The following is a 25,147-nucleotide window of genomic DNA, read 5'->3' as shown; positions in this document are numbered from 1 at the left end:
ACGATCGCGATCCGGCACGACGTTCACGACGAACGGACGCGCCGCGGCCAGACACTGACGATCGGCGAGACCGCCACGCGGCGAGCTGACCGGCGCTTCGGTTTCGCCGTGCTACACCGCGACGTGCGGCTCCAGGACCGCGGGACGACCTTCAGTTTAGCGAAAAGGAGTCAACGATGCCGAAGCGCATCCGCGTAGAAAATATGTCCATGACCACCACGCCGGCGCAGGTGAAGGCCGGCTTCGACGGCTTCGGGTCGATCGTCCGTTGCCAGCTCGACGTCGACGAGACGGGCGCGTCGACCGGCGTCGCCCACGTCGAGTTCACGAACACGCAGTCCGGCAGCGCCGCGATCGCGATCATGAACAATACGCCGTTCAACGGCGCCACCATCAGCGTCACCGAAGACGCTTGAGCCGGCGACGCTTGTCGCCCCGGGCAAAAGCTGGCTGGTTGCCCGCGTGCAGCTCGTCGACCTCACCTATGACCGTCCGGACCTGCTCGAACAGGCAGCCGAGCTCCTGCACGCGCGGATGCCCGAGGGCTGGCCCGACGTGGCGGCCGCGCGCGAGGAGGTCGACGCGGCGCTGGACCCGGCCCGGATCGCGCGGGCCGTGGTCGCGGGGGACACCCTGCTCGGCTGGGCCGCGGCCAACGAGCGGTACACGGATCACGTGTGGGAGATCCACCCGCTCGTGGTCCGGGTCGACCGCGAGCGCTCCGGCGTCGGCCGCACTCTGGTGCGGGACCTCGAGGACCGCGTGCGCGCGATGGGCATCCATACGATGTTCGTCGGCTCCGACGACGAGCTCGGGCCGACTTCGCTCGCCGGCGTCGACCTCTATCCCGACGTGATCGGCCACCTCGCGCGCCTGCAGAACCTGCGCGGACACCCCATCGGCTTCTATCGCCGGCTGGGCTATTCGGTGATCGGCGTCATGCCCGACGCCAACGGATTCGGCCAGCACGACATCTATCTCGCGCGTCGCCTCGTCCCCCAGCATGACCCCCGCGTCATGGCGCGGGCGTCATGTCGACACGCACCTGACAATTGGTTGACGGGGCCGCAAGTCCATCTACCCTCGGGGTCATGACTTTGCTTCGTCTGTCTTCCTCCTTTATCGCCCTCGCGCTCGCCGTCACGGCCTGTCAGCCCGACGGCCCCGACGGCAACGGCCCGAGCCAGGCCCCCGAGGTCGAGCAACCCGCGCCCGATCCGTGGATCGCCGAGAACTACGCGCCGGTGCAGGAGGAGGCCAAGAAGCTCAGCGTCGAAAAGTTCCTCGAGCTCTATCCGCAGCCCGCCTACGTCGCCTCCATCTCGTACGACGCGCTCAAGGCCGCAGGCCTCGAGCTGATCCGCCCCTACGCCGGCCTCACCGACGCGCACGACAAGCTGCTCGCCAACAACGGCTTCGTCGCCGTCGACGCCGCCGAGACCCAGACCTTCGCCACCACCTACCTCGACATCTACGACAACGACCTGCCGGTGCTCGTCACCGCCGACAGCATGCTCTACGCGCTGCACAAGTCGTTCGACTCGATGCTCATGTACTTCGAGCGCACCGTCCTCCGCGTCGAGATGGCGACGATGCTCGAGACCAGCCACAAGGCCCTCGGCGATCGGCTCGCCAAGCTCCCGCCCGAGCTCGCCGCCGCCGCCGCCGACCTCGACGTCTTCCTCACCGTCGCCCGCTCGCTGCTGTCCGGCTTCGCCCAGCCCGTCAGCGACGACCCCGCCGTCCAGGACAAGGTCGACCGGATCCTCGCCGCCGCCACCTCGCTGCAGCCGGCCCAGCTCGACCTGTTCGGCGTCGCCGTCGACTACGACTTCTCGCAGCTCAAGCCGCGCGGCCACTACGAGGACGACACCGACCTCCAGACCTACTTCCAGGCCATGATCTGGCTCGGCCGCACCGACCTGCCGATGGTCGTCTACGACGAGAACCAGAAGCCGCAGTTCAACCGCCGCGGCCTCGAGGCCGCCTTCCTCATGCACCATGTCCTTCAGGACAGCGGCGCCGAGAAGAACTGGAAGCGCATCGACAAGACCATCTCGCTGCTGATCGGCGAGCGCGACAGCATGAGCCCGGCCGACATGACCACCTACATGGACGCGGTCAAGGCCCACACCCCCGAGGAGCTGGTCGAGCTGTCCGACGAGGTCGTCTACAAGGCCCTCATCGACGGCGACTACGGCATCCAGCGCATCATGTCGCAGATCATGTACACCGACCCGAACGCCCCGCAGCTGATGCTGCCGCGCGTGTTCCATCTGATGGGTCAGCGCTTCACGATCGACTCGTACGTCTTCAACAACGTCACCTACGACCGCGTGCAGGACCTGCGCACGGGCACCAAGGTCACGCGCATGCTGCCGAGCGAGCTCGACGTCCAGTTCGTGCTCGGCAACAACGCCGCCGCCCACCACCTCGAGCCCGAGCTCGACGAGTACGGCTACCAGGGCACGCTGCACGAGATGCGCTTCCTGGTCGACAGCCACCCGCAGGAGTTCTGGGACGGCAACTTCTACAACGGCTGGCTCAACGCCATCCGCGCGCTCGGCGACCACAGCGAGTTCGACAACCTGCCCGAGTCGATGCGCACCGCCGCGTGGGCCGACAAGGGCCTCAACACCCAGACCGCCTCGTGGGCCGAGCTGCGCCACGACACCCTGCTCTACGTCAAGCAGTCGTACTCCGGCGGCAACGGTTGCGAGTACATCGACGCCTACGTCGAGCCCGTGCCGACCCTCTACAACCGCCTGGCCCACCTTGGCGACCTCGGCCTCGAGCTCACCGGCGAGCTCGGCGGCGAGGGCTTCGAGGTCAGCCACGCCCAGGACTTCTTCACCCACCTGAAGGACGTCTCGACCACGCTCGAGAGCATCGCCCAGAAGGAGATCGACGGTCAGGCCCTCACCACCGCCGAGTACGACTTCCTGCGCGGCACCATCGAGATGGAGCTCGTCGGCTGCGGCGAGGTCCAGTACGACGGCTGGTACGGCAAGCTGTTCTTCGACCAGGCGAAGATCGCCGAGTTCGAGCCGACCATCGCCGACGTCCACACCGCCCCGACCGACGCCGAGGGCGTCCCCAAGGGCTGGGTCCTCCACGCCGCCACCGGCCGCCCGATGCTCATGGTCTTCACCCTCGAAGACTGCTCCGGCACCCGCGCCTACGTCGGCCCGGTCTCCAGCTTCCACAGCGTCCTCACCGAGAACTACGACCGCCAGACCGACTCCGCCTGGGCCGAGAAGCTCGCCGGCGACCCGCCGCCCCGGCCGTCGTGGACCGAGAGCTTCGTCCGCTAGTCATGGAGCGCCCCGCACCTCCGCGTCGACGCGGAGGTGCTCTCTTCGGGACATGTCCTCGTGGACATGTCCCGCAGCTATTCAGCCCTGCCCGTACGCGGCGATCCAGCGCAGGTGCGGCCAGGTGTAGATGCCGTTGTCGTGGCCGTCGGAGAAGCGGATGCCGAGCGCGTAGGCGCCGACCTCGTGCAGCTCGGCGATCGTCACGCCCGCGGGCGGCTCGTTGAAGCGAATGCCCGGCGTGTGGCCCTGGCAGGTCGCGCACGGGCACCAGCCGCGCAGCAGCGCCGCCGGCAGACGCGACACCGAGTCGTCGTCCCACGTGACCTCGAGGACAGCTTCTTTCACGTGATGGGCGATGTCGACCGGGACCATCGGCACCTCAGCGGAGCGAGCACAGCGGCTCGCCGTTCACTTCGTCGCAAGCAGGGCAGATGGCCACGTAGTAGTAGGTCTTGCCGGCGTCTTCGACGCACAGCTCGACCTTCACGCCGTCGCCGGCCGGATCGCCGCACTGGCTCTGCATCCCCATCGAGCACTCGCCCTTCGGCGTGTCGGCGCAGGCGCACGACCACGCCATCAGCGAACCCATGCAGCCGACGATCTGCGGGTCGGCGAGCCCCGTGTCCGCGCACTTCGACGGATCGCAGAGGAGGTCGTTCTTGACCTGCCATTTGCCCCCCTGGCAGTACAGCAGGTCGCCGAGGACCCCGGGCCCGCCGTCGCACACCAGCATGCCCTCCTCGCCCGGGCAATCGCCACCCTCCATCGGCCCACCGCTCGTGCCCGTCGTCGTGTCGGTCGTGTCGGTCGTCGACGTCGTGGTGGTGGTCGTCGAGTCGGTCGTGCTCGTGCTCGTCGTCTCGGTCGTGCTCGTGCTCGTGCTCGTCGTCTCGGTCGGGTCCGTCGTCGTCGTCGTCGTGCCGGTCTCGGTGCTCGTGCCCGTCTCGCTCGTGCCCGGCCCGGCCGTCGTCGGATCGATCGTCGTCGGGGTCGTCGTCGTGCCGGGCGCGCCCTCGCACTCGTCCTTGCCGAGCTCGAGCGCCTCGCCGAGCGCCGGGACCGCCTCGTTGTAGATCGCCTGGACCATCTCGTCGGCGCTGATCCACGTCACCGTGATGTCGGCGCTGAGCGTGCCCGCGGGCGGCGTGAAGCCCACCGTGGCGAACTTGTCCGCGAACACGCCCTGATCGGCGATCGGAAACGTCTTGCTCAGCGGCTCACCGATGGCGCCGTCGGCCCCGTAGCTCTGAATCGCAGCGACACGCTCGTCGGCGCGCCGCTCATCAAATCACAGGGATACAGCCGCAGTTCGACCTCGGTCGGCTGGGCCCCGCACGCGCCGAGCATCCACACCGTGGAGCCGCCGACCAGCCTCAGGAGGCGAGAATGCACGGCGCGGATCCTACCACAAGCGGCGAACTCGCGCGCACACCGCTGAACATCGTATCAGCCCGCGCGGCGCCGCCTGGCCCAACAGACCTGTCCCAAAGTTTCAGTCGCTACTGGAGAGAACGCCGCGGCTGGCCGTCCGCTCGCCCCCGCGGCCGCGCCGCCTGATCTATGCTCCGCGCCCTTATGTCCGCCCGCGAACTGATCGCCCTCGGCACCGCCAGCCAGGTGCCCACGCGCTACCGCAACCACATGGTTATCTGCTGCGCTGGGACGACCACGGCCTGCTGTTCGACCCCGGCGAGGGGACCCAGCGGCAGATGATCTACGCCGGGGTGACGACCGCCGCGATCACGCGGATCTGCGTGACCCACTTCCACGGCGACCACTGCCTCGGGCTGGCGGGGATCTCCCAGCGCATCTCGCTCGACCGGGTCCAGCACGAGGTCGCCGTCCACTACCCCGCGTCGGGCCAGGTGTACTTCGACCGCCTGCGCCACGCCTCGATCTTCCACGACGTCGCCCACATCACGGCCCGACCGATCCGCGGCCCCGGCACGATCTACGAGGACGCCGACCTGACCCTGTCGACCCTGCCGCTCGACCACGGCGTCGAGGCCTACGGCTACCGCCTCGAGGAGAAGGCCAAGCGGACCATGCTGCCCGACCGCCTGGCCGCCGCCGGCGTGCGCGGGCCGATGGTCCGCCGCCTGATGCTCGAGGGCTCGCTCGAGGTCGACGGCCGCACCGTCCGGCTCGACGACGTCAGCCTGCCGAAGCCGGGCCAGGTGTTCGCGTTCGTCATGGACACCCGCATGTGCAAGAACGCGGTCGCGCTGGCCCGCGGCGCCGACATGCTGGTGTGCGAGTCGACCTATCTCCACTGCGACGCCGACCTCGCCCACGACCACGGCCACATGACCGCCGTCGAGGCCGCGACCATCGCCCGCGAAGCCGGCGTCCGCCGCCTGGTCCTCACCCACTTCTCCCAGCGCTACACCGACACCGAGGCCTTCGTCGCCGAGGCGCGGGCGATCCACCCCGACGTGATCGCCGCCCGCGACTGCGACGTCATCCCCGTGCCGAAGCGCCTCGAAGTCGGCGCCTGAGCCCACGGCGCGCCGCACGTTCCCGCCTGTCCTCTCGAACAGGCTGAACGCCGCGCGCCCATCGTGCCGGGCCGGCGATCGATCGCATGCCTTCGAGAACATGCTCCGAAGCACATGCCCGCAGGGACATGTCGTCCGGAGCATGCCCCGAGGGCCAGCCTAGCCGCCGAGCTTGCTCTTGACCTTGGAGATGCGCTGGGCGGCCTTGGCCTCGCCGAGCTCCTGGGCCTTCTCGTACTGCAGCAGCGCGTCGCGGTAGCGGAGCGCATTGTAATAAGCGTCGCCGAGCTTGATCCGGTACGTGCCGTTGTTGGGGGCCACCGCGACCGCCTTCTCGGCGAAGCGCTGGGCCTTGTCGGCCGAGCCGCGGTCGAAGTAGATGTCCGACAGGCCGATCAGCGCCTCCGCGTTGCGGCGGTCGTAGCTGATCGCCTGGTTGAACAGCGACTCGGCCTCGTCGCGGCGGCCGGACGCCAGCGCCGCCTTGCCCTGGCCGGCGATCTCGGTCGCCTTGGCCGGGTCGCGCTTGACCGGCGCGTCGGGCGCTCGTCGTCGCCCGGGTCCTCCGCCTCGCTCTTCTTCTTGCTGCCCTTGCCCGACTTCGGCGTCGGCTTCGCGGTCGGCTCCGGCGGCGTCTCGACCACCTCGAGCTCGCTCGGCTCCGCCGGCGCATCGACCTGCTTCGGCGGCCCCGCCTCGGGCTCCGTCTCCTTCGGCGCCGCCGCCTCGGGCTCGACCGCCACGCCGGCTCCGCGCGCGACCTCGAGGATCGCCGTCTGGGCCGACAGCGGCGCGTCGGTCCGCGCCTTGGCGATCGCCTTTTTGAAGCCCGCCTCGCGCTTCTTCTCGTCGGGCTGGATCATCGCCACCGCGATCTCGCCGCTCGCCTTCTCGCCCGGGCTCAGCGTACCGGCCTCGGCGCGCTTGACGTAGTCGTCGATCTCCGCCTGCGAGCGGGCCGCGCGGGTCAACGCGCGCTCGCTCTTGGGGTCGAACGCCAGCGCCCACGCGTAGTAGTCCCGCGACAGCGAGCGCGTGCCGTCGGTGTCCCAGAACTTGTCGCCGATCGTCAGCAGCTGGTTCGAGAACTCCTTGCGCAGCTCTTCGCCGCGCTCGTCGGCCATGCGCTCGCCGCTGCCCTCGACCGCCTCGAGCTCCTTGACCTTGAGCAGCGCCGTCGGGCCGCCGTCCTCCGGCAGGTTGACGTAGTGGCCGATGCTCGCCGCCTGGCGGGCGATCCGGCTCAGCGACTCGATCTGCTCCTGCTCCTCCGGCGTCACCTCCGGCGCGGAGGTCAGCATCAGCACCACCGCCGTGACCACCGCCGCGCCCACGGCCGCCACCACCGGCAGCACCCAGCGCCGCTTCTCCGCCTGCTCGGACTGCGAGCCCGGCATGCGCGCGAGCAAGGCAGCGCGCCGCTCCGGATCGATGTCGGGCAGCGGCAGGTCGTCCCACTCGGTGGTGATCCTGGCCGCGATCTGGGCCTCGCACAGCGCCGCCTCGAGCTCGGCCATGTTGGCGTAGCGGTCGGCCGGCGACTTGGCCAGGCAGCGCATCACCACGTCCTCGAGCGCCTTCGGGATGTTGCGCTCCGGCTTGATCTGGCTCGGCAGCGGCGGCGTGATCTTGATGTGCGCCAGCAGCACCTCGGCGAGGTTGTCGTCGACGAACGGCGGGTGGCCGACCAGCAGCTCGTACATCACGCAGCCGATCGCGTACATGTCGAGGCGGCCGTCGAAGTCGGTGTTGTTGATCTGCTCCGGCGGCATGTAGGCCGGGGTGCCGGCGATCGGGCCGGAGCCGCGGTCGTTGGACAGCATCGCCGACACGCCGAAGTCGACGATCTTCGCCATGTCGCGGCGGCCCTCGTGCGTCACGAGGATGATGTTCTCGGGCTTGATGTCGCGGTGGACGATGCCGGCCTTGTGGGCCATGCCGAGGCCCCGGCACACCTGGCGCAGCACGGCGATGAGGCGGCCGAACTCGAGCTCGGTCTCGACCAGGCTGGCGAGGTCGACGCCGTTCAGCAGCTCCATGCAGAAGAACAGGCGCCCGTCGGGCAGCTCGCCGAAGTCGAAGATCTCGACGATGTTCTTCGAGCCGGCGCGGGTCGCCGCGCGCGCCTCGTCGCGGAACACCTGGGCCGTGTCGCTGCGGAGGCTGAGCTCGGCGCGCAGGATCTTCAGCGCCACCCGCCGCTCGATGTCGATGTGCTCGGCTTCATAAACCACGCCCATGCCGCCCTCGCCGAGCCAGCGGAGCAGCTTGTAGCGGGTGCCCGGGATCGCCTTGCCCGCCGTGAGTTTCACCGGCGTGCGCAGCTCGAGGTGCGTATCGGCGTTCGCTATCGCGGGCGGCGTGAACTCGCCGGTGTCCCGCTTCTGGCCCGTGACCGCGCGGATGTCGGGCATCGTGTGGTCCGACACCGGCCGCTCCGCGGCGGCCGGCGTGGCCGCGGAGCCGAAGATCTGCCCGGGCCTGGCGACGATCGTGCGCTTGTCGTCGGCGACCCGCTTGTCGTCCGGACGGGTGAGGTCCCGGACGTCTCGCATGGTGTCCTCGTCCTCCGGCTTCGCGGGGACTTTCACCGGGGGCGCGGGCCTCGGGACCGGGGGCGCGGGCGGCGACACGGCCGGAGCCGCGCGAGTGGCCGCCTGGACCGACGCCGGCAAGCCGATGCCGAAGACCGTGCGCCCCTTGTCGTCGCTCTGACCGCGTCCCTTGTCCTCGTCCGCCATAAGGAGAACCTCGCCGGCGATTATAAATGGAAAGCGCGCGCCGAGATCGTCGGCGCGCACCGACCTCGTGCGCGCGACGAGCGGCGGGGCAGTACCGCGCAAAAGGTGGTAGCCTCGGCGCCTCCATGAGCGCCAAGACCCGCGGCACACCCGCTGTACCGATGTTTCGCCGGCTGATGGTCGCCAACCGGGGCGAAGTCGCGGTCCGGATCGCCAGGGCGTGCGACCTCCTCGGCATCACGCCGGTGTTCGCCACCTCGACCGCAGACCGCGACGCCGGCTATCTGCGCGGGCGCGAAACCGTATGCATCGGCGCCGCACGCTCGCCGCAGAGTTACTTGAATATGCAGGCGATCGTCCAGGCCGCGCGCCAGAGCGAGTGCACCGCGCTGCATCCGGGCTGGGGATTTCTCTCGGAGAATCCCGTGTTCGCGGCGCTGTGCGAGGCCCACGGCGTCACCTTCATCGGCCCGCCCGCCCGCGCGATGCACCTGATGGGCAAGAAGACGCCGGCGAAGACCGCCATGCGCGCCGCCGGTCTGGCGCTGATCCCCGGCAGCGACGGCATCCTCGACAGCGTCGAGCAGGCGCGCGAGGTCGCCGACCGCGTCGGCTACCCGATCCTCCTCAAGGCCGAGAGCGGCGGCGGCGGTCGCGGCATGCGGATCGCCCGCGGCCCCGACGAGGTCGCGTCGGCTTACGCGGACGCGCAGGCCGAGGCGATCGCCGCCTTCGGCGACGGCCGCCTCTACCTCGAGCGCCTGATCGAGGGCGGCCGCCACGTCGAGATCCAGATCATGGCCGACCGCTACGGCAACGTGGTCCACCTCGGCGAGCGCGACTGCACGGTCCAGCGCAATCATCAGAAGCTGCTCGAGGAGTCGCCCTCGCCGTCGCTGTCGCCGGACGAGCGCGAGCGGACCCTCGCCGCCGCCGTGCGGGCCGCCGCCAGCATCGGCTACGTCGGCGCCGGCACCATGGAGTTCCTGCTCGACCAGGGCACCCTCCGCTTCATGGAGATGAACACGCGCCTGCAGGTCGAGCACAGCGTGAGCGAGGTCCGCAGCGGCCGCGACCTCGTGGTCGAGCAGATCCGCGTCGCCGCCGGCCACCCCCTGTCCTTCGGGCAAGCCGACGTCGTCCTCACCGGCCACGCCATCGAGTGCCGGATCAACGCCGAGGACCCGGCCAACAACTTCAAGCCCGCGCCCGGCAAGATCGTGCGCTGGCACAGCCCCACCGGCGAGGGCGTGCGCGTCGACACCCACGTCGACAGCGGCTACGAGGTCCCGCCGCACTACGACAGCCTGCTCTGCAAGGTCATCACCGCCGGCGCCACCCGCGACGAGGCCATAGGCCGCATGATCGCCGCTCTCGGCGAGCTGGTGTGCGAGGGCGTGCCGACCACCGTCCCGCTGCACCTGCAGATCCTCCGCTCCCCCGCCTTCCGCAGCAATCACTACGACACCCGCGCGATCCCCGGCATCTGAAGATCGCCCGCGCTCCCAGGAACCTGACCGATGGCACATGTCCCTTTGGTCCCGATCGGCACCCCGCGCGAGCAGGCCGCCGACTCCCGCACCTTCGACGAGCAGCGCCAGGCGCTCGGCGACCTCGAGGCCACCCTCGCCTCGCGCCGCGCCGCCGTCCACGCCGGCTGGGGTGACACCTACGTCGCCCGCGTCCACGCCAAGGGCAAGCTGACCGCGCGCGAGCGCGTCGCCCAGCTGATCGACCCCGGCACGCGGATCTTCGAGGTCGGCACCTTCGTCAACGACGGCCTGGTGTTCGGCGACAAGCTGACCTCGCCGGCCGCCGGGGTGGTCACCGCGTTCTGCCGCGTCGAGGGGCGGTGGTGCATGGTCATCGCCAACGACAACACGGTCGCGTCGGGCTCGTGGTGGCCGCGCACGCCGGAGAAGATCGAGCGGGCGCAGACGATGGCGCTGCGTCTTCGTCTGCCGACGATCTACCTCGTCGACTGCTCCGGCCTGTTCCTCCCCGAGCAGTCGAAGAGCTTCCCAGGCGGCACCGGAGCGGGCCACATCTTCAAGATGAACAGCCTGCTGTCGGCGAGTGGCGTGCCGCAGCTCGCGGGCGTGTTCGGCGACTGCATCGCCGGCGGCGGCTACATGCCGATCATCAGCGACCGCGTCTACATGACCGAGCAGGCGTACATGGTCATCGCCGGCGCCGCGCTGATCAAGGGCGCCAAGAGCCAGAAGCTGACCAGCCTCGACATCGGCGGCCCCGAGGTGCACGTCCACCTCAGCGGCTGCGCCGACCGACGCGTGCCCAACGACGAGGTCCTGATCGACTGCCTGCGCCGCGAGGTCCGCAAGCTGCCGAGCTCGGGCGCCGACTTCTACCGCGGCGACGCGGGCGCGATCGACCCGCTGTTCCCCGCGCACGAGCTGTGCGGCCTCATGCCCGTCGACCACCGCGAGAGCTACGACTCGTACCAGGTGCTCGCGCGCCTGTGCGACCAGAGCCTGTTCTGGGAGCTCATGCCCGACGCCGGCGAGGAGATGATCTGCGGCGTCGGCCGGATCGGCGGGCTTTACGCCGGCTTCATCATCAACCGCCAGGGCCTGGTCGGCGACCCCGAGCATCCCGGCGCGCGCAGGCCCGGAGGCACCCTCTACCGCGCCGGGATCGCCAAGATCTCCGCCTTCTCGCGCGCGTGCGACAGCGACGGCTTGCCGATCATCTGGTTGCAGGACATCTCTGGCTTCGACATCGGCGTCGAGGCCGAGCGCCAGGGCCTGCTCGCCTATGGGTCGAACCTCATCTACACCAACAGCACCAACACCACGCCGATGTTCACGGTGCTGCTGCGCAAGGCCTCCGGCGCCGGTTACTACGCCATGGCCGGCCTGCCCTACGACCCGGTGGTGCAGCTCTCCACCTGCCTCACGCGGCTGTCGGTGATGGAGGGTCGGACGCTGGCGATCGCCACCTACAACACCAAGCTCGACGACAACTTCGAGATCCTCGCCAAGGATCCCGACGAGCGGCGCGCCATCGAGACCGGCATGCGCTCGGTCGAGCAGCGCATCGAGGCCGACATGGACCCGTACGTCGCGGCCCGGCAGATGGACACCGACGAGATCGTCGGCGTCCGCGAGCTCCGCAGTTACCTTTGCGCGCTCGTCGAGATGAGCTACCAGTACACAGGATACCGGCGGGTCAAGAACCCGCGGATCTGGACCATGCACGACCTCGCGGTGCTTACCGGAGGGATCCGCTGACATGCCCGTGAAGAATTTCGTCCTCGACGCTCGCCTCACTCCGCCGGTGCTCCGCGCGCGCCTGGCCGCCGGGCCCGACGGTCGTCAGCGCCTGCTCGCGCCCGGCGTCGGCATGTTCCGCGGCGCGCCCGACCCCGGCATGCTCGTCGGGCCCGATCAGGCGATCGGTGCGCTCGAGATCCTCGGCGTCGTCCACCACGTCCTCGCGCCCGTCGGCGCCGGCGGCCTCGTGGTCGCCCCCGAGGACGCGCCCCGCACCTCCGCGCCCGCCCGTCGCGCGGTCGGCTTCGACGACCTGCTGCTCGTCCTCGACCCGAGCGCCACCCGCAGCGAGTCGGCCGCCAACCAGTCCGGCCCGGCCGCCGGTCCCGGCGTCAGCGGTGGAGCGGTCCTGCGGGCCCCGACCAGCGGCCGCTTCTACGTCCGCTCCGGTCCGGGCAAACCGGCCTTCGTCAGCGTCGGCGCCGTGCTCGAGCCCGGGCAGACCGTCGGCCTCATCGAGGTCATGAAGACCTTCAGCCGCGTGCTGTACGGCGGGGACGCCTTGCCGTCACGCGCCCGGGTAGTCCGGATCTGCCAGGCCGACGAGTCGGATGTCGCGCAGGGCGACCCGCTCCTCGAGGTCGAGCCGGTCGACGCCGCGGACGACCAAAATACGAAACCCCACCCGGCATAGCGATAGCAGGTGGGGGTCGACTTAGATAGCGTTGAGGGGGGACGGCCTCAGTTGGCGACGGATCCGCTGACTGCGGACCAGCGAACCCGCGTGATCATGAAGTGCCTGTCCGACCGATTTGGATGACAGGTCGATGCGTTTTTTCTGACCCCCGCTGAAGAGGTAATCCGTGGACGAACGAGCCGAAGACAAGCGCGAGAAGGTCCGCTGGCTCATCCTCCTGAGCGGAGTCGCGCTCGCCTTCTACCTCTGCTGGCTGATGCTGCAGCCCTTCGTCCGGGTGCTGCTGTGGGGCCTCGTCCTCACCTCCGCCTTCGGCCCGGTTCACCGGCGGATCTGTCAGCGCATCAAGAACCCGGACATCGCCGCCCTGGTGTCCTGCTTCGCCGTCGTGCTGACGATCGGCGTGCCGACGGCCCTCATCGGCCTGGCCCTCGTCCGCGAGCTCGCGCCGGCCTTCGAGACCTTGCAGGCCATGATCTCGAGCCTGCTCGACCCGAACTCGCCGGTGATCGGCAAGCTGACGCAGTGGCTGTCGGAGCACGGCATCGACATCGAGGCGGCGAAGCAGCAGGCGATCGAGCAGGCCCAGGCGGCGATGGGCGAGGTGACCACGAACTCGATCGGCTACGTGCGCGGGATCCTCGGCGGCATCGCGGGCGTCATCATCGAGGCCTTCTTCGTCTTCTTCACCATGTTCTATCTGTTCCGCGACGGGGCGAAGCTGTGGGCCGCCCTGGCCAACGCGCTGCCGCTGCGCGGGAAGACCATGAACCAGATGATCGTCCGCGTCCGCGAGGTCATCAGCGCCAGCGTCTACGGCGTGTTCGTGATCGCGATCATCCAGGGCACGCTCGGCGGCATCGCCTTCTGGTTCATCGGCCTGCCCTCCGCGGTGGTGTGGGGCCTGGTGATGACCTTCATGTCGCTGATCCCGCTGGCGGGCTCGTTCGTGGTGTGGGTGCCGGCGGCGATCTACCTCGCCATCACCGGCTCATGGGGCGCGGCCATCGGCCTGTCGCTGTGGGGCACGATCGTGATCGGCCTGGTCGACAACTTCATGCGCCCGAAGCTGGTCGGCGAGAAGGCCAAGCTGCACGAGCTGTTCATCTTCTTCGCCGTGCTCGGCGGGCTGCAGCTGTGGGGGATCGTCGGCCTGTTCCTCGGCCCTGTGATCCTCGCCATCGCGCTGGCGCTGTTCGACGCCTTCCTCCACCCCGACACGTCGCTCAAGGGGGACGGCCGACGATTCCGCCGCCGGACCTGCCGCTGCCGCCGGTGCTCCCGCCCGTCGTCTCACCGCCCGACCAGGGCAAGTGACAGCGACGCCGGCCTCGGGTCCTTTTCTTCTTTAAAAGATTGCGACCGGCCACGGCGCACTTGGACCCGAACCCTGGACACCAAGGCCCAGGTGCGCCGTGACCGGTCGAGGACACAGACCGATGACTCGATGAATGAGCGTCGCCTCGGTCCTCAACGGATCACGGATTTTTGGCGGGACCTTCGCGCGCGGATTCGCGCGCCGCGACGTGACCTGCACGTCGCGAGACTGTCACCTTCGCTCAGCCCATCATGACCAGGCGGACGACCGCGCTGATCACGCCACCCGCCGCGAAAAGGCAGCAGAGGTCACTTCTGAGCCTGCGCAACCGCGCCAGGGCGAGCGGGCCCTGGGGGAGATTTCTTCGAACAGCATCGGGAAATCTCGAGTACGCGTAACGTCCATGACTCCCAGTTGTAACAGAACGAAGGGTCGTCGCAAGATCTGTTAGCGCGCGTTATGCGCGCGGAACTGCTCCGACCCTTGTAGAAGCAACGAGCGCGGCGAGCGATCGCTGCTCGAGGTCGTCGCCGGGACGACGTGTCGGCGTCCGGGATGCGCGGCGAGTTCGAGGTCGTCGCCGAGCCAGAGAACGTCCGGCGGCGCCGGGATGCGCGGCGCGCCCGGTCGAGTCGTCGTCGCCGGGCCTGCGGGCGCGTCGTCCGGCGGTCAGGGACGCGCGGTGGGCTCAATCGAGGTCGTCGTCGTCGTCGCCGAGCCGGGACAGCACGTCGTCGTCCAGCGGGGCCGCCGAGGCCGGCGCGTTCGCCAGCTCGGCGGGGTGCTCGTCTTCGTCGTCGGTCTCGGCGGTCGCATCGAGGTCGGCGCTGAGGCGCCGGCTGATCTCCAGCTCCGATGGCCCGGTCTCTTCGGACATGTCCGATAAGTCATCCTCGGCGTCGCCGGCTGATTCCTCCTCCGAGTCGGAGCTGCCGCTCGAGGTCTCGGCCGCCGCTGCTCCGCCGCCGTCGCCCTCGTTGCTCGCGGTCACGGCGGTCACCGGCGCGGTGTCCTGCGGCGGGCGCTTGCTCGCCGTCTTCTTCGCCGTCGCCTTCTTCGCGGTGGTCTTCTTGACCGCGGTCTTCTTCGCGGCGGTCTTCTTCGCGGCCGGCTTCTTCGCCGCCGGCTTCTTCGCCACGGCCTTCTTCGCCGCCTTCTTGGGCGCCGCCTTCTTCGCCGTCTTCTTGCTTGCGGTCTTCTTCGTTGCCTTCTTCCGATATGACGTAGCCATCGCTCCTCCTCCCCAGGCCCGCTCGTTCTTTCGAGGGGCTACTGTGACCGGAGCAGTTTGCCACGGAGCGCGACGACGTTGTCGATCTGGACCAGAGCACGCGGCGACGGACGACGCGCGCGCCGTCGCTCTCGCGGTGCGGCGCTCGTCGATCGGACGTCTCCGACGCTCGCTAGCGGGGGCCGTCCTCGCCGCGGGCGTCGGGCGCGAGTGACGACCGCGGCGGCGTCCTGCGTCTCCGGCCACGGACGCGAACACGACTTCACGGCCGCCGTGAACGCGACCGCGAACGTGGCTACCGGGACCACGAAAGCGGTCGGCGGCCGTCCGGAGGCGACGGGCTCACACGGTCCAGGGGTAGACTCCCGAACGCGCGGGGCTCTCCTCGATCGACTCTTCTTCGCCGTCCATGCTGGTGGCGGCCTCCACCTCCACGGGGGCTCGAGGTCGGCCTCGGCGAGGCGGACGGGCAGGCGCACCGTGAAGGTGGTGCCGCGGCCGAGCGCGCTCTCGACCTCGATGTCGCCGCGCATGAGGTGGCAGAAGTTGCGGCTGATGGCGAGGCCGAGGCCGGTGCCGCCGTAGCGGCGGGTGGTGGCGGCGCTGCCCTGCGCGAACTCCTGGAAGATGCGCTTGATCTGGCTCGGCGACATGCCGATCCCGGAGTCGGACACCGTGAAGACGAGCTGCTCGCCGTGGTCGGTGGCGGTCCGGTGGGCGGCCAGGACGACCTCGCCGCTGCTGGTGAACTTGGCGGCGTTGCTGAGGAGGTTGAGCAGGACCTGGCGGACCTTGACGCGGTCGAGGCGGACCGGGCCGAGGGCCTCCTCGCAGCGGGACGCGAAGGTGTTGCGGTTCTTCTCGATGAGCGGGCGCGCGGTCATCGACACCTCGTCGATGACCTCTCCGAGCTCGAACTCCTCGAGGAAGAGCTCCATCTTGCCGGCCTCGATCTTCGACAGATCGAGCATGTTGTTGATCAGCGACAGCAGGTGCTTGGCGGCCGCCTGGATCTTCTGCATGTCGGGGATGAAGCTCCCCGCCTGGACGACATCGTTGAACTCGTCCTCGAGCAGCTCGCTGTAGCCGATGATGGCCGACAGCGGGGTGCGCAGCTCGTGGCTCATGTGGGCGATGAAGGCGCTCTTGGCCCGCGAGGCGTCGAGGGCCTCTTCGTTGGAGCGGGCCAGGCGACGCGCGCGGCGCTCGAGCGTGTTGCGCTCGAGCTCGAGCCGCTCGGTGTGAGCCGTCTCGAGCGCGAGCGCCAGGTGGTCGGCGATCGCCAGCAGGATGTCGACATCGTCCTGCGTGAACGGCCCGCGCGTGAGCGGCCGGTCGAGGTAGATGACGCCGAAGAAGCGGTGGCCCAGCAGCAGCGGCGCGGCCAGCATGTGCCGCGGCGGCAGCGGGCTGCCGTCGAGCTGCTCGGCGCCGGCGGCGTCGCCCGAGACGGCGAACGGCTCCCGGCTGAGGCGCACCCGCTCGAGCACCGCCGCGCTCGCCAGCGCGAGGTCGGCCTCTTTGCCCTCGGCGTCGCGCGCCGACTTGAGGTGCAGCCGCTCGGTGCTCTCCGAGTAGAAGTACAGGTAGGCCGCGTCGGCTCCGACGATCCGGACGATCTCGGGCAACGCGAGCGGCGTGGGCGACTTCCGGATCATGACTCGAAGGGCTAGGTAGATGACGCGTCCGCGGGCTCGGAGCGCGTCCTGTAGCTAGAATGGCAGCCTAGACCATCGGCGCGGGCGTATCAACTGTTCGACGGGCACGCCCCGCCGGACCCGCCGGACGGCCCCGTGCTCGCGCAGATCCGCCCGCATGCGAGCTGTGCCGCTCGGGCTCGCCTTCGATGTTCTGGGCCGCGTTCTCGGCCTCCGTCGTCACGCGTGCGACCCTACGTCACGAGGTCACATGGCCCATGCGCCATGCGAAAAACGACGGGCGGTCGCTACGTGTAGCGGAGCGCGCAGCGGGTCTCTTCGCCGTCGACCTGAAAGATGAAGCGACAGTCGGGCCGCTCGCTCTCGCAGATCGTGCCGCCGATCGCCGAGGGTCGACCTTCCGGGTCCATGACGGTCTGCACCTCGATGCTGACCCCGAAGGTCTGCTCGAGCGAGCGCACCCACGTCATGTAGTCGTGCGAGCAGTTGGGATCGCGCGTAAGCAATGCACTGCTGCGTTGCGCGATCAGGTTGACCAGATGCGTGTAACGGCGAGGACTGTTAGCGATCACGACACCGAACTCCAGGTGTTCCGCCAGGGGGACTTCAGAGTACTATGGGCTGGAACGCGCGATCCATCCATCGACGCGAGTCGAGGTGGGAAAACTGTGTATCCCAGATCGCAAAAGCCGGGCTCCGCGCCCCGGTCGTCAGGGACTTCCCGTCGCTGCTGCCGCCTCTGAACCGCCGGACGGTTGTCCGTGTGGGAGTTCGCGGCAGAACACTCCGCGGTCCCAGATCGTGTTCGAAGACGCGGCGCAGACGACACCGCGGCGCCAATCGACGGCCAGAGAGCGCACCTGGACCCGCGTCAGCCCCAGCGGCGTCCACGTCGCGCCGCCGTCGTCGCTGCCCCAAACACCCTGTCCCCACGACCCGGCGATCACCCGGGCCCCGTCGTCCGGGTCGGGCACCATCACCCGCAAGTCCGGCGCCGGCGGCGTCCTCGGCTCGAACGACCGGCCAGGCGGTGCGACATGGAGATCGCTCGACCAGATGCCGCTGTGCCACGCGTAGCGCCACCCGCCGCCGACAGCCGGATAGAACCACCCGTCCCCGCGCTCGGGCGGCGTGCGATCGACCCACGCCACGGCACCATCGCGCGACCACCATGACCACCCGAGCGCCGCTGCGGAGCCGCCGCCGAGCGCGACCTGCTCCACCCGACCCGCAAGCTGCTCTTTCGACCATGTCCCTTTCGCCATGTCGAGACGATGCAACGCACCGTCGACGGTCACCAGGAGCTCGCCGCTGTCGACAGCCAGCGACTTCAGTTGACCGGCCGGCCGGCCGATCGAGCGCCACTGCCCGGTGACCGGGTCGCGCCGGTCGAGCCGCGCCACCCCGGTCGGCGCCGTCCACAGCGCGCCGTCGGGCGCGGCGTGAAATTCCCAGGCGCGCCCGCCGGGCGGCTCACCGAGGTCGCGCCAGTCATCGCCGGTCCACGCCCGCACGCGACCCCCGCCGCTCTGCACGACGAAGCCGTCGACCTGCGAGAAGACGAGCAGCGGGTCCGACCAGTCGGCGCTGCCCGCCAGCGGAGTCCACGCCGGATCGATGGGCCGCAACCACTCGACCACGCCCCAACCACCGACGATCAGGTGCGAGGCCACCGCCAGTCGCACCGCCGCCCGTCGCACCCACGCGGGCGCCCACTCGAGCAGGTTTGCGAGCGCCGCGAGGTCGAACCACAGGCCGATCGCCACGAGCACCACGGCCATGGCGGGGATCCCTCTCAACGCCCACCACGGCCCGACGATGAGGAAGCCGCCGGCGAACACGAGCACGATGAACGACCAGCAAACTTGCACGCCCCGGACCACGCGCTCGAGTGGTGTCAGGCGCTGCCCGCCCCGGCTGCGACGCTGGGTCCGCCGGTGCTGCTCCTGGGACTCCTGTGCGGCGGCGACGGGGGGCGGCTGCTGATGGCCACCGGCGTGCTCTACGTGATGGTGTCGCTCGCTCACGGCCCGAGGATGGCACAGCGAACCCATCGGCAGCAGGGCGAATGATCATTCTCGTCGGGTCGTGACCTTCGCTCGCATCGGCGCTGCAGCTCGACGGCCCGCGCTTCGCCAGCAACGACCGAACTCTTCGCACGAGTCGCCTCCTCCGCCATGTTCGAGCTCGCGCTCGGCCCTCCTCGAGCGGCGCCGGTGCTGAAACCAGCTCGCGCCGCATCGCGCTCGAGCTCGACCGCGACGAGCCGCAGGCAGTGCGAGTCCCATCTTCGTCTGCGACGCTCGCATTGCTTGCGGGTCGTCGAGCGGAGTCCGCTCGAGGTCGGATGTCGCGAGTGAATATCGACGACAGGCTCTCGAAGTCCGCGCGACGTCTCTCCGCGAGCTCCTCGCGTGACGACGTCTGGTTCCGAAGCGCGTCCGGTCCGTGCGAGGTCTCGTGCCGTTAACGTGAGACCATGTTCGAGCACTATCTGGATCAGCACGCCCCGGATCGTCGTCGTCGTCTGCGCTTGCTGGTGGCGGCCCACCTCGCGGCGCTGTCCACCGTCGGGGCGCTCGGCTTCACCTGGCTCATGGGCAAGCTGCAGATCGCCCAGGTCGCGCCGCCGAACGCCAGCTTCGTGCTCGTGCAGATGTCGCTCGACACCCCGCTGCCGCCGCCTCCGCTGCCGCCCGCGCCGGCGCGCACCGAACCGGAGGACAAGGTGGTTCCGGAGGAGCCGAAGCCCGACGACGAGCCACCCGAAGACTTCACCGAGCTGCTCCCGCCGCCCAAGCCGCGCCCCGGTCCGGTGGGCAACGGCGCGCCCACGGCCACCGGCACGGCGCCGATCGGCGTGCCGGGCGTGCGCACGGGGATCCCCGGCGTCACCGGTCTGCCGCCCGGCTTCAACGCCCCGACGCTGGCCGCCCCGCGCCAGCCGAAGAGTGAGCAACGAGCCCCGGTGCCGCTCGCGGTCGTGCGCGCGCAGGGCGTCTACACCCCGAACCCCGACCAGCAGCGGCTCGCGGCCACCCGCGCCGGCATGTTCGACAAGCGGCCGGGCGAGAACGAGACCTCGTTCTGCGTCGACGCCACCGGCCGCACCACGGAGATCCGCACCCTCAAGGCGTTCCCCGGCGACCCGGGCGTGGACGAGGTGATCCGCTCGACCATCAAGACCTGGCGGTTCCGCCCGTTCATGGTCGAGGGCAAGGCGGTCAAGACCTGCACCTCGCAGGTGTTCCGCATCACCTTCAAATAGGCATGTGTCCCGCAGGGCATGCCCTCATGGACATGCCCTCTCATGCATGTTCTTTAGAGCATGCCCTTCAGGGCAGGCCGATGGGGGCGCCGGTGATGCCGACCGGCAGGCGGTAGAGGTCGCCGGGGTTGCCCGAGAGGTACAGGCTCTCGGGGTCCCAGCCGACGCCCCAGCCGAACTGGGCGTTGGCGACGTTGCTGTCGAACTCGGCCAGCAGCTCGGGCTGGCCGACGAGCGCGGCCTCGGTGTCGAGGATCCCGCGGAACAGGCGGCTGCCGCCCTGGTCGACCGCGTAGATGTTGCCGCACTGATCGAGCACCAGGCCGTCGAGGCGAGCGCCCGGGACCGTGAGGACCTCGCTCGGCTCGCCGACCGCCTCGCCGAGGTCGTCGACCGCGAGCTTGAGCACCCGCCCGGCGCCGTAGTTGGTGAAGAACAGCAGGCTGCGCGCCTCGTCGAGCACCACCCCGTTGGCGGACGCGGCCATCGGACCCTCGTACACCGTGGTCTTGTTGAACTGCGCGTCGAAGCGGACGACCCGGCTGCCGCCGAACTCGGTGAGCCACACGCGACCCGCCGGGTCGACGTAGAGGCCGTTGGGGCTGACGAGCCCGCCTGCGAGATCGGTGACGGCGCCGTCGCCCGCGATCGCCTGCAGATCGCCCGACTGCGGCAGCGCGACCAGCAACTCGCCCGTGGTCGCGAAGCGGGTGCCGTAGACCTGCGGGAAGCCGCCGGCGAGGTCCGTCTCCAGCATCTCGCCGGTGACGATCACCACGGTGTCGCCGCGCTTGAGGGCGAGCCCGCCCTGGCCGTCGAAGCCGAGGTCCTCGCTGCCGTCGAAGCCGCCGGCGATCAGCTCGGGCGTGAACGGCCCGGGCGCGATCGTCACGCAGTCGAGGTCGTCGCCGGTGGTCCCGTCGGTGCTCGTCGACGTCACCGGTTCGGTGGTCGACGTCGACGTGGTCGCATCGGTGCTGGTCAGCGACGTCGTCGGCGGCTCGCCGGTGGTCGTCGACGGCTCCGAGGTGCCGGTGGTCGGTTCGGCGGTCGAGGTCGTGTCGCTCGTCGTCGAGGTCGCGTCCGTCGTGGTCGCGTCGCTCGTCGAGGTCGTGTCGGCGGTGGTCTGGCCGCCGGAGTCTCCGCAGGCGGGAGAGAGCGGAGCGAGGGTCAGGAGGATCGCAAGAGTAGGTGCGCGCGAGGCCATGGGCCGCACGCTATCGCGTCGTGACCAGGCTCGCCAGGCTGCGTCCGTCGATCTGCTCCGGCGGCTTGATACCGAGGAATTCGGCCAGCGTCGGCGCGACGTCGACGGTCCCGACCGGCTCGGCGAGCGTCTTCGCCACCACCTTCGCGCCGAAGAACAGCACCGGCACGTGCGTGTCGTAGCGGTACGGCGAGCCGTGGCTCGTGCCGCTCGGGAAGCTCGCGGCCAGCGTCCACTCCTTGAAGCGCAGGGTCACGTCGGGGCTGCGCGCGGAGAAGAAGCTGCGGCGGTAGCGTTCGAGGAACTCGGACGCGCCGGTGTCGGGGGCCGTGCCCGACAGCACGTCGGCGGTGAACACCTCGGCCACGAAGTCGAGCTTCGCCAGCTCCTTGCCGACGGCCGCGCGCAGCTGCTCGGGCTTGACTCCCTTGGCCTCCGCCGCGGCGACGTCGAGCCATACGCCCGTCTCGCCGATGTCGAGCAAGGTCTCCGGCGGCAGGTTCAGCGCCTTCGTCGCGAGCCCGACCTTCTCGGTGACCTGCGTCTTGTAGTCGGCCATGACCACGCGACGCGCGTCCTTCTGCTGACCGGTCTGTTTGAGGAGCTCGGGGATCGGGATCGCGCCGTGATCGGCGGTGAGGGCGAGGACGTAGTTGCCGGCGCCGACCTGGGTGTCGAGCTCGCGCAGGAACACGTCGAGGTAGCCGTCGAGGCGCATGTAGTAGTCCTGGGCCTCGTGGCTCATCGGCCCGTAGCGGTGACCGACGTAGTCGGCGCTCGAGCAGCTGACCAGCAGGATGTCGGGGTCGGCGTCGGCGCCGAGCTGCTCCTCCTTCATCATGCGCTGGGCGAACGCCAGCGTCAGCTCGTCGCCGAACGGGGTCCACTGCAGCTCCTTGAGGAAGGTTTCGCGCGCCTGCGGGGAGCCATCGTCGAACTCGTGCGGCAGCTCGGAGTGGACGCCGTCGGCCTCGAAATCGGCCTTGTCGGCGCCCGAGCGCGAGTAGGTCGCCGGGTCGCGCAGCCGCTGCCAGCCCTCGGCGAAGCGGCGGAACACGTTCGTCTCGCCGTTGAAGTCGGCGACCCACGCCGGCAGCGCCTCGCCGTACCAGCTCGACGACACGTAGCCGGCGGCCGCGGCGTCGAACCAGAAGGCGCGGTCGGGGTGCTGGCCGCCCATCATCACGCTCGCGCGGTCCTTGAAGGCGACCGCGAACACCCTGGCCTTCGGGACCTGTTCCTTGAGCCAGTCACCGATCGCCGGGCGCATCAGCTGCTCGGGCGAGCGGCCGTCGGGCGAGCCGGCGCGCTGGCCCGACACGACGATGCGGGCGTCCTTGTCGTCGGCGGCGTAGGCCTTCTTGCGGATCGAGCGGTCGTACCACTCGTTCTCGATGACGCCGTGGTGGCTCGGGTGGGTCGCGGTCGACGCGCTGGCGTGGCCGGGGGCGGTGAACGTCAGCGCGTGCTGGATGTGCGCCTCCTCGAACAGGGCGCCCTGCTGGCGCAACCGGGCCAGGCCGCCGGTATAGAGGTCGGCGTAGCGCGACAGGTAGTCGGCGCGCATCTGGTCGACGACCAGGAGGACCACCAGGCGCGGCCGCGCACTGCAGCCTCGGGGACCTCGGGCGTGTAGACCGTCGAGTGGCCGCCGGACTCGCGCGTGCAAGCCGCGGCCAGGCCGAGGGCAAGAGTCCACGAGAGCGCAGTGTGCTTCGCTGCGGGCATGCGGCGGCAGATCTACGCCCCTTCGCCGCCAGGGTCCAGGTGTGAGGCAGGCACTCATTGACAGCCCCAGGTCGCCCTTTCACACTCCGCGCCATGCACGTCCGCCACGCGATCCTCGCCTCGCTCCTCGGATGCACCGTCGTCGCCTGCCAGGGCCCCGCCGCTGCCCCCGCCGCCCAGCCCGCTGCCGAGCCGGCGAAGGTCGCCGAACCCGCGAAGGCCGCCGAACCCGCGAAGCCCGAAGAGAAGGTCGCCGTCGCCGAGAAGCACGAGGCCGAAGAGGGCTGCATCTACGCCGACGCCCACAAGAAGGAAGGCGACGAGGCAGATTGCCCGCACGGCGGCGCCGAGGGCACCCCGAACTCCGGCGAGCCCAACCACTTCGGCGCGGCCTTCGCCCTCAAGGAGGCCAAGCCGCTCGGCCCGATCCTCGCCGCCGGCAAGGACGCCCTGCCCAAGGACGCCGTCCAGGTCAGCGGCACCGTCGACAGCGTGTGCCAGAAGAAGGGCTGCTGGATGGTCATGAAGGACGGCGATCAAGAGGCCCGGATCCTCATGAAGGACCACGGCTTCACCGTGCCGATGGACACCAAGGGCAAGCCCGTGGTCGTCGAGGGCACCATCGAGGCCCGCACCTTCACCGAGGCCCAGGTCAAGCACCTCGAGAAGGACGCCGGCAAGGACCCGGCCGCCGCCTCGGGCGAGCGCACCGAGTACGTCCTCACCGCCTCGGGCGTGAAGATCCAGAACAGCTGAGCCGAGCCTGGCCTGTAGGACAGGTCGCTACGCTCATGCCCGAAGGGCCATGTCCGCGAGGACATGGCCCTTCGTCTTGGCCGCTAGCCCGACGGCGAGCCGGCGTTGCTGAGGGCGAAGCCGGTCATGTCGCTGTAGGTGTAGGGCGCGGTCAGGCCGGTGAAGGTGTCGACCGTCTTCATGACCGGGTGCACGCGGTAGGCGTACGGCTCCGACAGCGTCACGCCCCAGACGTAGCCGTAGAAGTCGATGCTGATGCCGTGCACGTAGCTGGGGACGTTCAGCACGTCTTTCTGGACCATCGTCTCGGTGTCGACCGCGATGATGAGGTTGGGGTTGCCCGACATGTAGAGGGTGCCGGCGCCGTCCTCCATGCAGCCGCCGCCGCCGGAGACCACGACGGTCTGCCACGTCTCGGTCATCGGGTCGAAGCGGGCCGCGCCGCTGCCGCTGCAGGTCCACACGTAGCCCTTCGAGTCGACGGTCATGCCGTAGCCCGACATCGCCATCGGCCACATCTTGACCTGCAGGCTCTGGCGGTCGATGAACACCAGCTGGCCGACGCCGAGCTGCGAGCCCCAGAAGTTGCCGTTACCGTCGACCGCCGCGCCGTAGATGCCGTAGTAGTCGGGGTTCACGCCGACCACGTTGACGGTCGCCTCGATCGCGCCGGTGTCTCCGTTGACGAGCAGGACGTCGAGCTGGTTATCGGCGTTGACGAAGTCGTCGTTGTTGCCGGATGTCCAGATCTTCTGGTTCTCCCACTGGCACGTCGCCTTGTTGAAGTTGCCCTGCGTCCACGCGACCGGCCGCTGGCTGATGTAGCTCATCGGCGTGTACCAGGCGACGCACTCGTCGGCGCCCCACGGCAGGAAGTTGGCGTCGACGGCAGTCTGGATCCCCGGCGTCCCGTTGGTGTCGGCGCAGCGCTCGGGCTGCGCGTACACCTTCGTCAGACCGCCGGCGCGGTTGGCGATCACGACGTCGCCCGAGAGGTTGACCGAGGTGCGCGACGGGTTGCCCGCCGAGTCGGGACGCACGATGTAACGCCCCTCCTCGACCAGGTTCACCGTGTTGATCTTGCTCATCGTCCCCTGGCCGCTGTTGGCGATCCAGATGTACGAGAAGTCAGGCTCGCCGCCGCCGCCGCCGCTGCAGGCCATGCCGCCGTCGGGCGTGATGCCGAGGTCGAACTTGGGCCCGCCGCTCGCGGTCACCGAGGTCCCGGTGACACCCTCGGTCGGGTCGGTGGGACTCTGGGTGGTAGCGTTGCTGTCACTACCGGTCCCCATCGTGGGCGTCTCACTGGTCGGCCCGGCGGTCTCCGACGCAGTGCCCGGCTCGGTCGCGGTGACCGCAGTCGGACTCGAGGTCGGCGGCGTCAACGTGGCCGACGCCCCGCCGTCGTCGCGCCCGCCGTTGTCCCCGCAGGCGAACACCACCGAGGCGGCGATCAAGGACTTAAGCTCGTTTCTCATGAGAACTCCCCGAAGCC

At 69.8% G+C, this 25,147-nt stretch carries 21 protein-coding genes and 1 pseudogene; 10 read left to right on the top strand and 12 right to left on the bottom strand.

What is annotated here, in order from left to right; translation table 11 throughout:
- The first annotated feature begins 176 nt into the window (after positions 1-176).
- From OV079_RS38515 to OV079_RS38505, 3 genes are read left to right on the top strand one after another with little or no spacing between them, the layout of a single operon-like run.
- Entirely contained in the window at positions 177-416 is a 240-nt protein-coding gene (locus OV079_RS38515; protein ID WP_267774618.1) for an RNA recognition motif domain-containing protein, read from the top strand.
- Positions 417-462: 46 nt separating this feature from the next.
- Positions 463-1,095 (top strand): GNAT family N-acetyltransferase, encoded by a 633-nt coding sequence (locus OV079_RS38510; RefSeq protein ID WP_267774616.1) that lies wholly within the window; start codon positions 463-465, stop codon positions 1,093-1,095.
- Complete coding sequence (locus tag OV079_RS38505; protein WP_267774614.1) at positions 1,092-3,314, top strand: DUF3160 domain-containing protein; 2,223 nt, start codon at positions 1,092-1,094, stop codon at positions 3,312-3,314. The genes OV079_RS38510 and OV079_RS38505 overlap by 4 nt, the downstream gene beginning before the upstream one ends.
- Before the next feature lie 81 nt (positions 3,315-3,395).
- Here the strand turns inward: OV079_RS38505 and OV079_RS38500 are convergent, their stop codons facing one another.
- From OV079_RS38500 to OV079_RS38490, 3 genes are read right to left on the bottom strand one after another with little or no spacing between them, the layout of a single operon-like run.
- Entirely contained in the window at positions 3,396-3,689 is a 294-nt protein-coding gene (locus OV079_RS38500; RefSeq protein WP_267774612.1) for a gamma-butyrobetaine hydroxylase family protein, read from the bottom strand.
- Between the two features lie 7 nt (positions 3,690-3,696).
- Positions 3,697-4,497, bottom strand: a complete 801-nt coding sequence (locus OV079_RS38495; protein ID WP_267774611.1) for a hypothetical protein — start codon at positions 4,495-4,497, stop codon at positions 3,697-3,699.
- A gap of 29 nt (positions 4,498-4,526) precedes the next feature.
- Positions 4,527-4,709, bottom strand: a complete 183-nt coding sequence (locus OV079_RS38490) for a hypothetical protein (protein ID WP_267774610.1) — start codon at positions 4,707-4,709, stop codon at positions 4,527-4,529.
- A 183-nt stretch (positions 4,710-4,892) separates the two neighbouring features.
- On the opposite strand from OV079_RS38490, the pseudogene OV079_RS38480 reads away from it, so the two are divergent.
- Positions 4,893-5,815 (top strand): annotated as a pseudogene (locus OV079_RS38480) (ribonuclease Z).
- 159 nt (positions 5,816-5,974) lie between these two features.
- On the opposite strand, the gene OV079_RS59300 reads toward OV079_RS38480, so the two are convergent.
- Entirely contained in the window at positions 5,975-6,244 is a 270-nt protein-coding gene (locus tag OV079_RS59300; protein WP_420829571.1) for a hypothetical protein, read from the bottom strand.
- On the bottom strand, positions 6,211-8,370 hold the full coding sequence (locus OV079_RS38470) for a serine/threonine-protein kinase (RefSeq protein WP_267774607.1): 2,160 nt from the start codon (positions 8,368-8,370) through the stop codon (positions 6,211-6,213). The genes OV079_RS59300 and OV079_RS38470 overlap by 34 nt, the downstream gene beginning before the upstream one ends.
- A 311-nt stretch (positions 8,371-8,681) precedes the next feature.
- Between OV079_RS38470 and OV079_RS38465 the strand changes: the two genes are divergently transcribed.
- The 4 genes from OV079_RS38465 (at position 8,682) to OV079_RS38450 (ending at position 14,059) form a co-directional block, all read left to right on the top strand.
- Complete coding sequence (locus OV079_RS38465; protein ID WP_267774606.1) at positions 8,682-10,046, top strand: acetyl-CoA carboxylase biotin carboxylase subunit; 1,365 nt, start codon at positions 8,682-8,684, stop codon at positions 10,044-10,046.
- A 30-nt stretch (positions 10,047-10,076) separates the two neighbouring features.
- A complete protein-coding gene (locus OV079_RS38460) occupies positions 10,077-11,807 on the top strand; it encodes an acyl-CoA carboxylase subunit beta (protein WP_267774605.1) in 1,731 nt (576 codons plus the stop codon).
- 1 nt (position 11,808) lies between these two features.
- Positions 11,809-12,483: an acetyl-CoA carboxylase biotin carboxyl carrier protein gene (locus tag OV079_RS38455; RefSeq protein ID WP_267774604.1), complete on the top strand. Its 675-nt coding sequence runs from the start codon at positions 11,809-11,811 to the stop codon at positions 12,481-12,483.
- 169 nt (positions 12,484-12,652) lie between these two features.
- Positions 12,653-14,059: an AI-2E family transporter gene (locus OV079_RS38450; protein ID WP_267774602.1), complete on the top strand. Its 1,407-nt coding sequence runs from the start codon at positions 12,653-12,655 to the stop codon at positions 14,057-14,059.
- Between the two features lie 433 nt (positions 14,060-14,492).
- Here the strand turns inward: OV079_RS38450 and OV079_RS38445 are convergent, their stop codons facing one another.
- The 4 genes from OV079_RS38445 to OV079_RS38430 form a co-directional block, all read right to left on the bottom strand.
- Complete coding sequence (locus OV079_RS38445; protein WP_267774600.1) at positions 14,493-15,035, bottom strand: hypothetical protein; 543 nt, start codon at positions 15,033-15,035, stop codon at positions 14,493-14,495.
- 38 nt (positions 15,036-15,073) lie between these two features.
- A complete protein-coding gene (locus OV079_RS38440; protein WP_267774599.1) occupies positions 15,074-16,693 on the bottom strand; it encodes a sensor histidine kinase in 1,620 nt (539 codons plus the stop codon).
- Positions 16,694-16,980: 287 nt separating this feature from the next.
- Positions 16,981-17,265 (bottom strand): hypothetical protein, encoded by a 285-nt coding sequence (locus OV079_RS38435; RefSeq protein WP_267742522.1) that lies wholly within the window; start codon positions 17,263-17,265, stop codon positions 16,981-16,983.
- Between the two features lie 138 nt (positions 17,266-17,403).
- Positions 17,404-18,576 (bottom strand): hypothetical protein, encoded by a 1,173-nt coding sequence (locus tag OV079_RS38430; RefSeq protein WP_267774598.1) that lies wholly within the window; start codon positions 18,574-18,576, stop codon positions 17,404-17,406.
- A gap of 596 nt (positions 18,577-19,172) precedes the next feature.
- On the opposite strand from OV079_RS38430, the gene OV079_RS38425 reads away from it, so the two are divergent.
- Positions 19,173-19,961 carry an energy transducer TonB gene (locus tag OV079_RS38425; protein ID WP_267774597.1) on the top strand — a complete coding sequence of 263 codons (789 nt, stop codon included), beginning with the start codon at positions 19,173-19,175 and terminating at the stop codon, positions 19,959-19,961.
- Between the two features lie 67 nt (positions 19,962-20,028).
- Here the strand turns inward: OV079_RS38425 and OV079_RS38420 are convergent, their stop codons facing one another.
- A complete protein-coding gene (locus OV079_RS38420; protein WP_267774596.1) occupies positions 20,029-21,168 on the bottom strand; it encodes an SMP-30/gluconolactonase/LRE family protein in 1,140 nt (379 codons plus the stop codon).
- Positions 21,169-21,178: 10 nt separating this feature from the next.
- On the bottom strand, positions 21,179-22,759 hold the full coding sequence (locus OV079_RS38415) for an alkaline phosphatase family protein (protein WP_267774595.1): 1,581 nt from the start codon (positions 22,757-22,759) through the stop codon (positions 21,179-21,181).
- Positions 22,760-22,989: 230 nt separating this feature from the next.
- Between OV079_RS38415 and OV079_RS38410 the strand changes: the two genes are divergently transcribed.
- Positions 22,990-23,652, top strand: a complete 663-nt coding sequence (locus OV079_RS38410) for a DUF4920 domain-containing protein (protein ID WP_267774594.1) — start codon at positions 22,990-22,992, stop codon at positions 23,650-23,652.
- Positions 23,653-23,735: 83 nt separating this feature from the next.
- Here the strand turns inward: OV079_RS38410 and OV079_RS38405 are convergent, their stop codons facing one another.
- Positions 23,736-25,130 carry an NHL repeat-containing protein gene (locus OV079_RS38405; protein ID WP_267774593.1) on the bottom strand — a complete coding sequence of 465 codons (1,395 nt, stop codon included), beginning with the start codon at positions 25,128-25,130 and terminating at the stop codon, positions 23,736-23,738.
- Between the last annotated feature and the right edge of the window lie 17 nt (positions 25,131-25,147).

The organism is Nannocystis pusilla, from assembly GCF_026626665.1.
In the GTDB taxonomy this organism is placed as follows: domain Bacteria; phylum Myxococcota_A; class Polyangia; order Nannocystales; family Nannocystaceae; genus Nannocystis; species Nannocystis pusilla.
The sequence above is the reverse complement of the archived record's forward strand: the minus strand, read 5'-3'. Positions and strand labels throughout refer to the sequence as shown.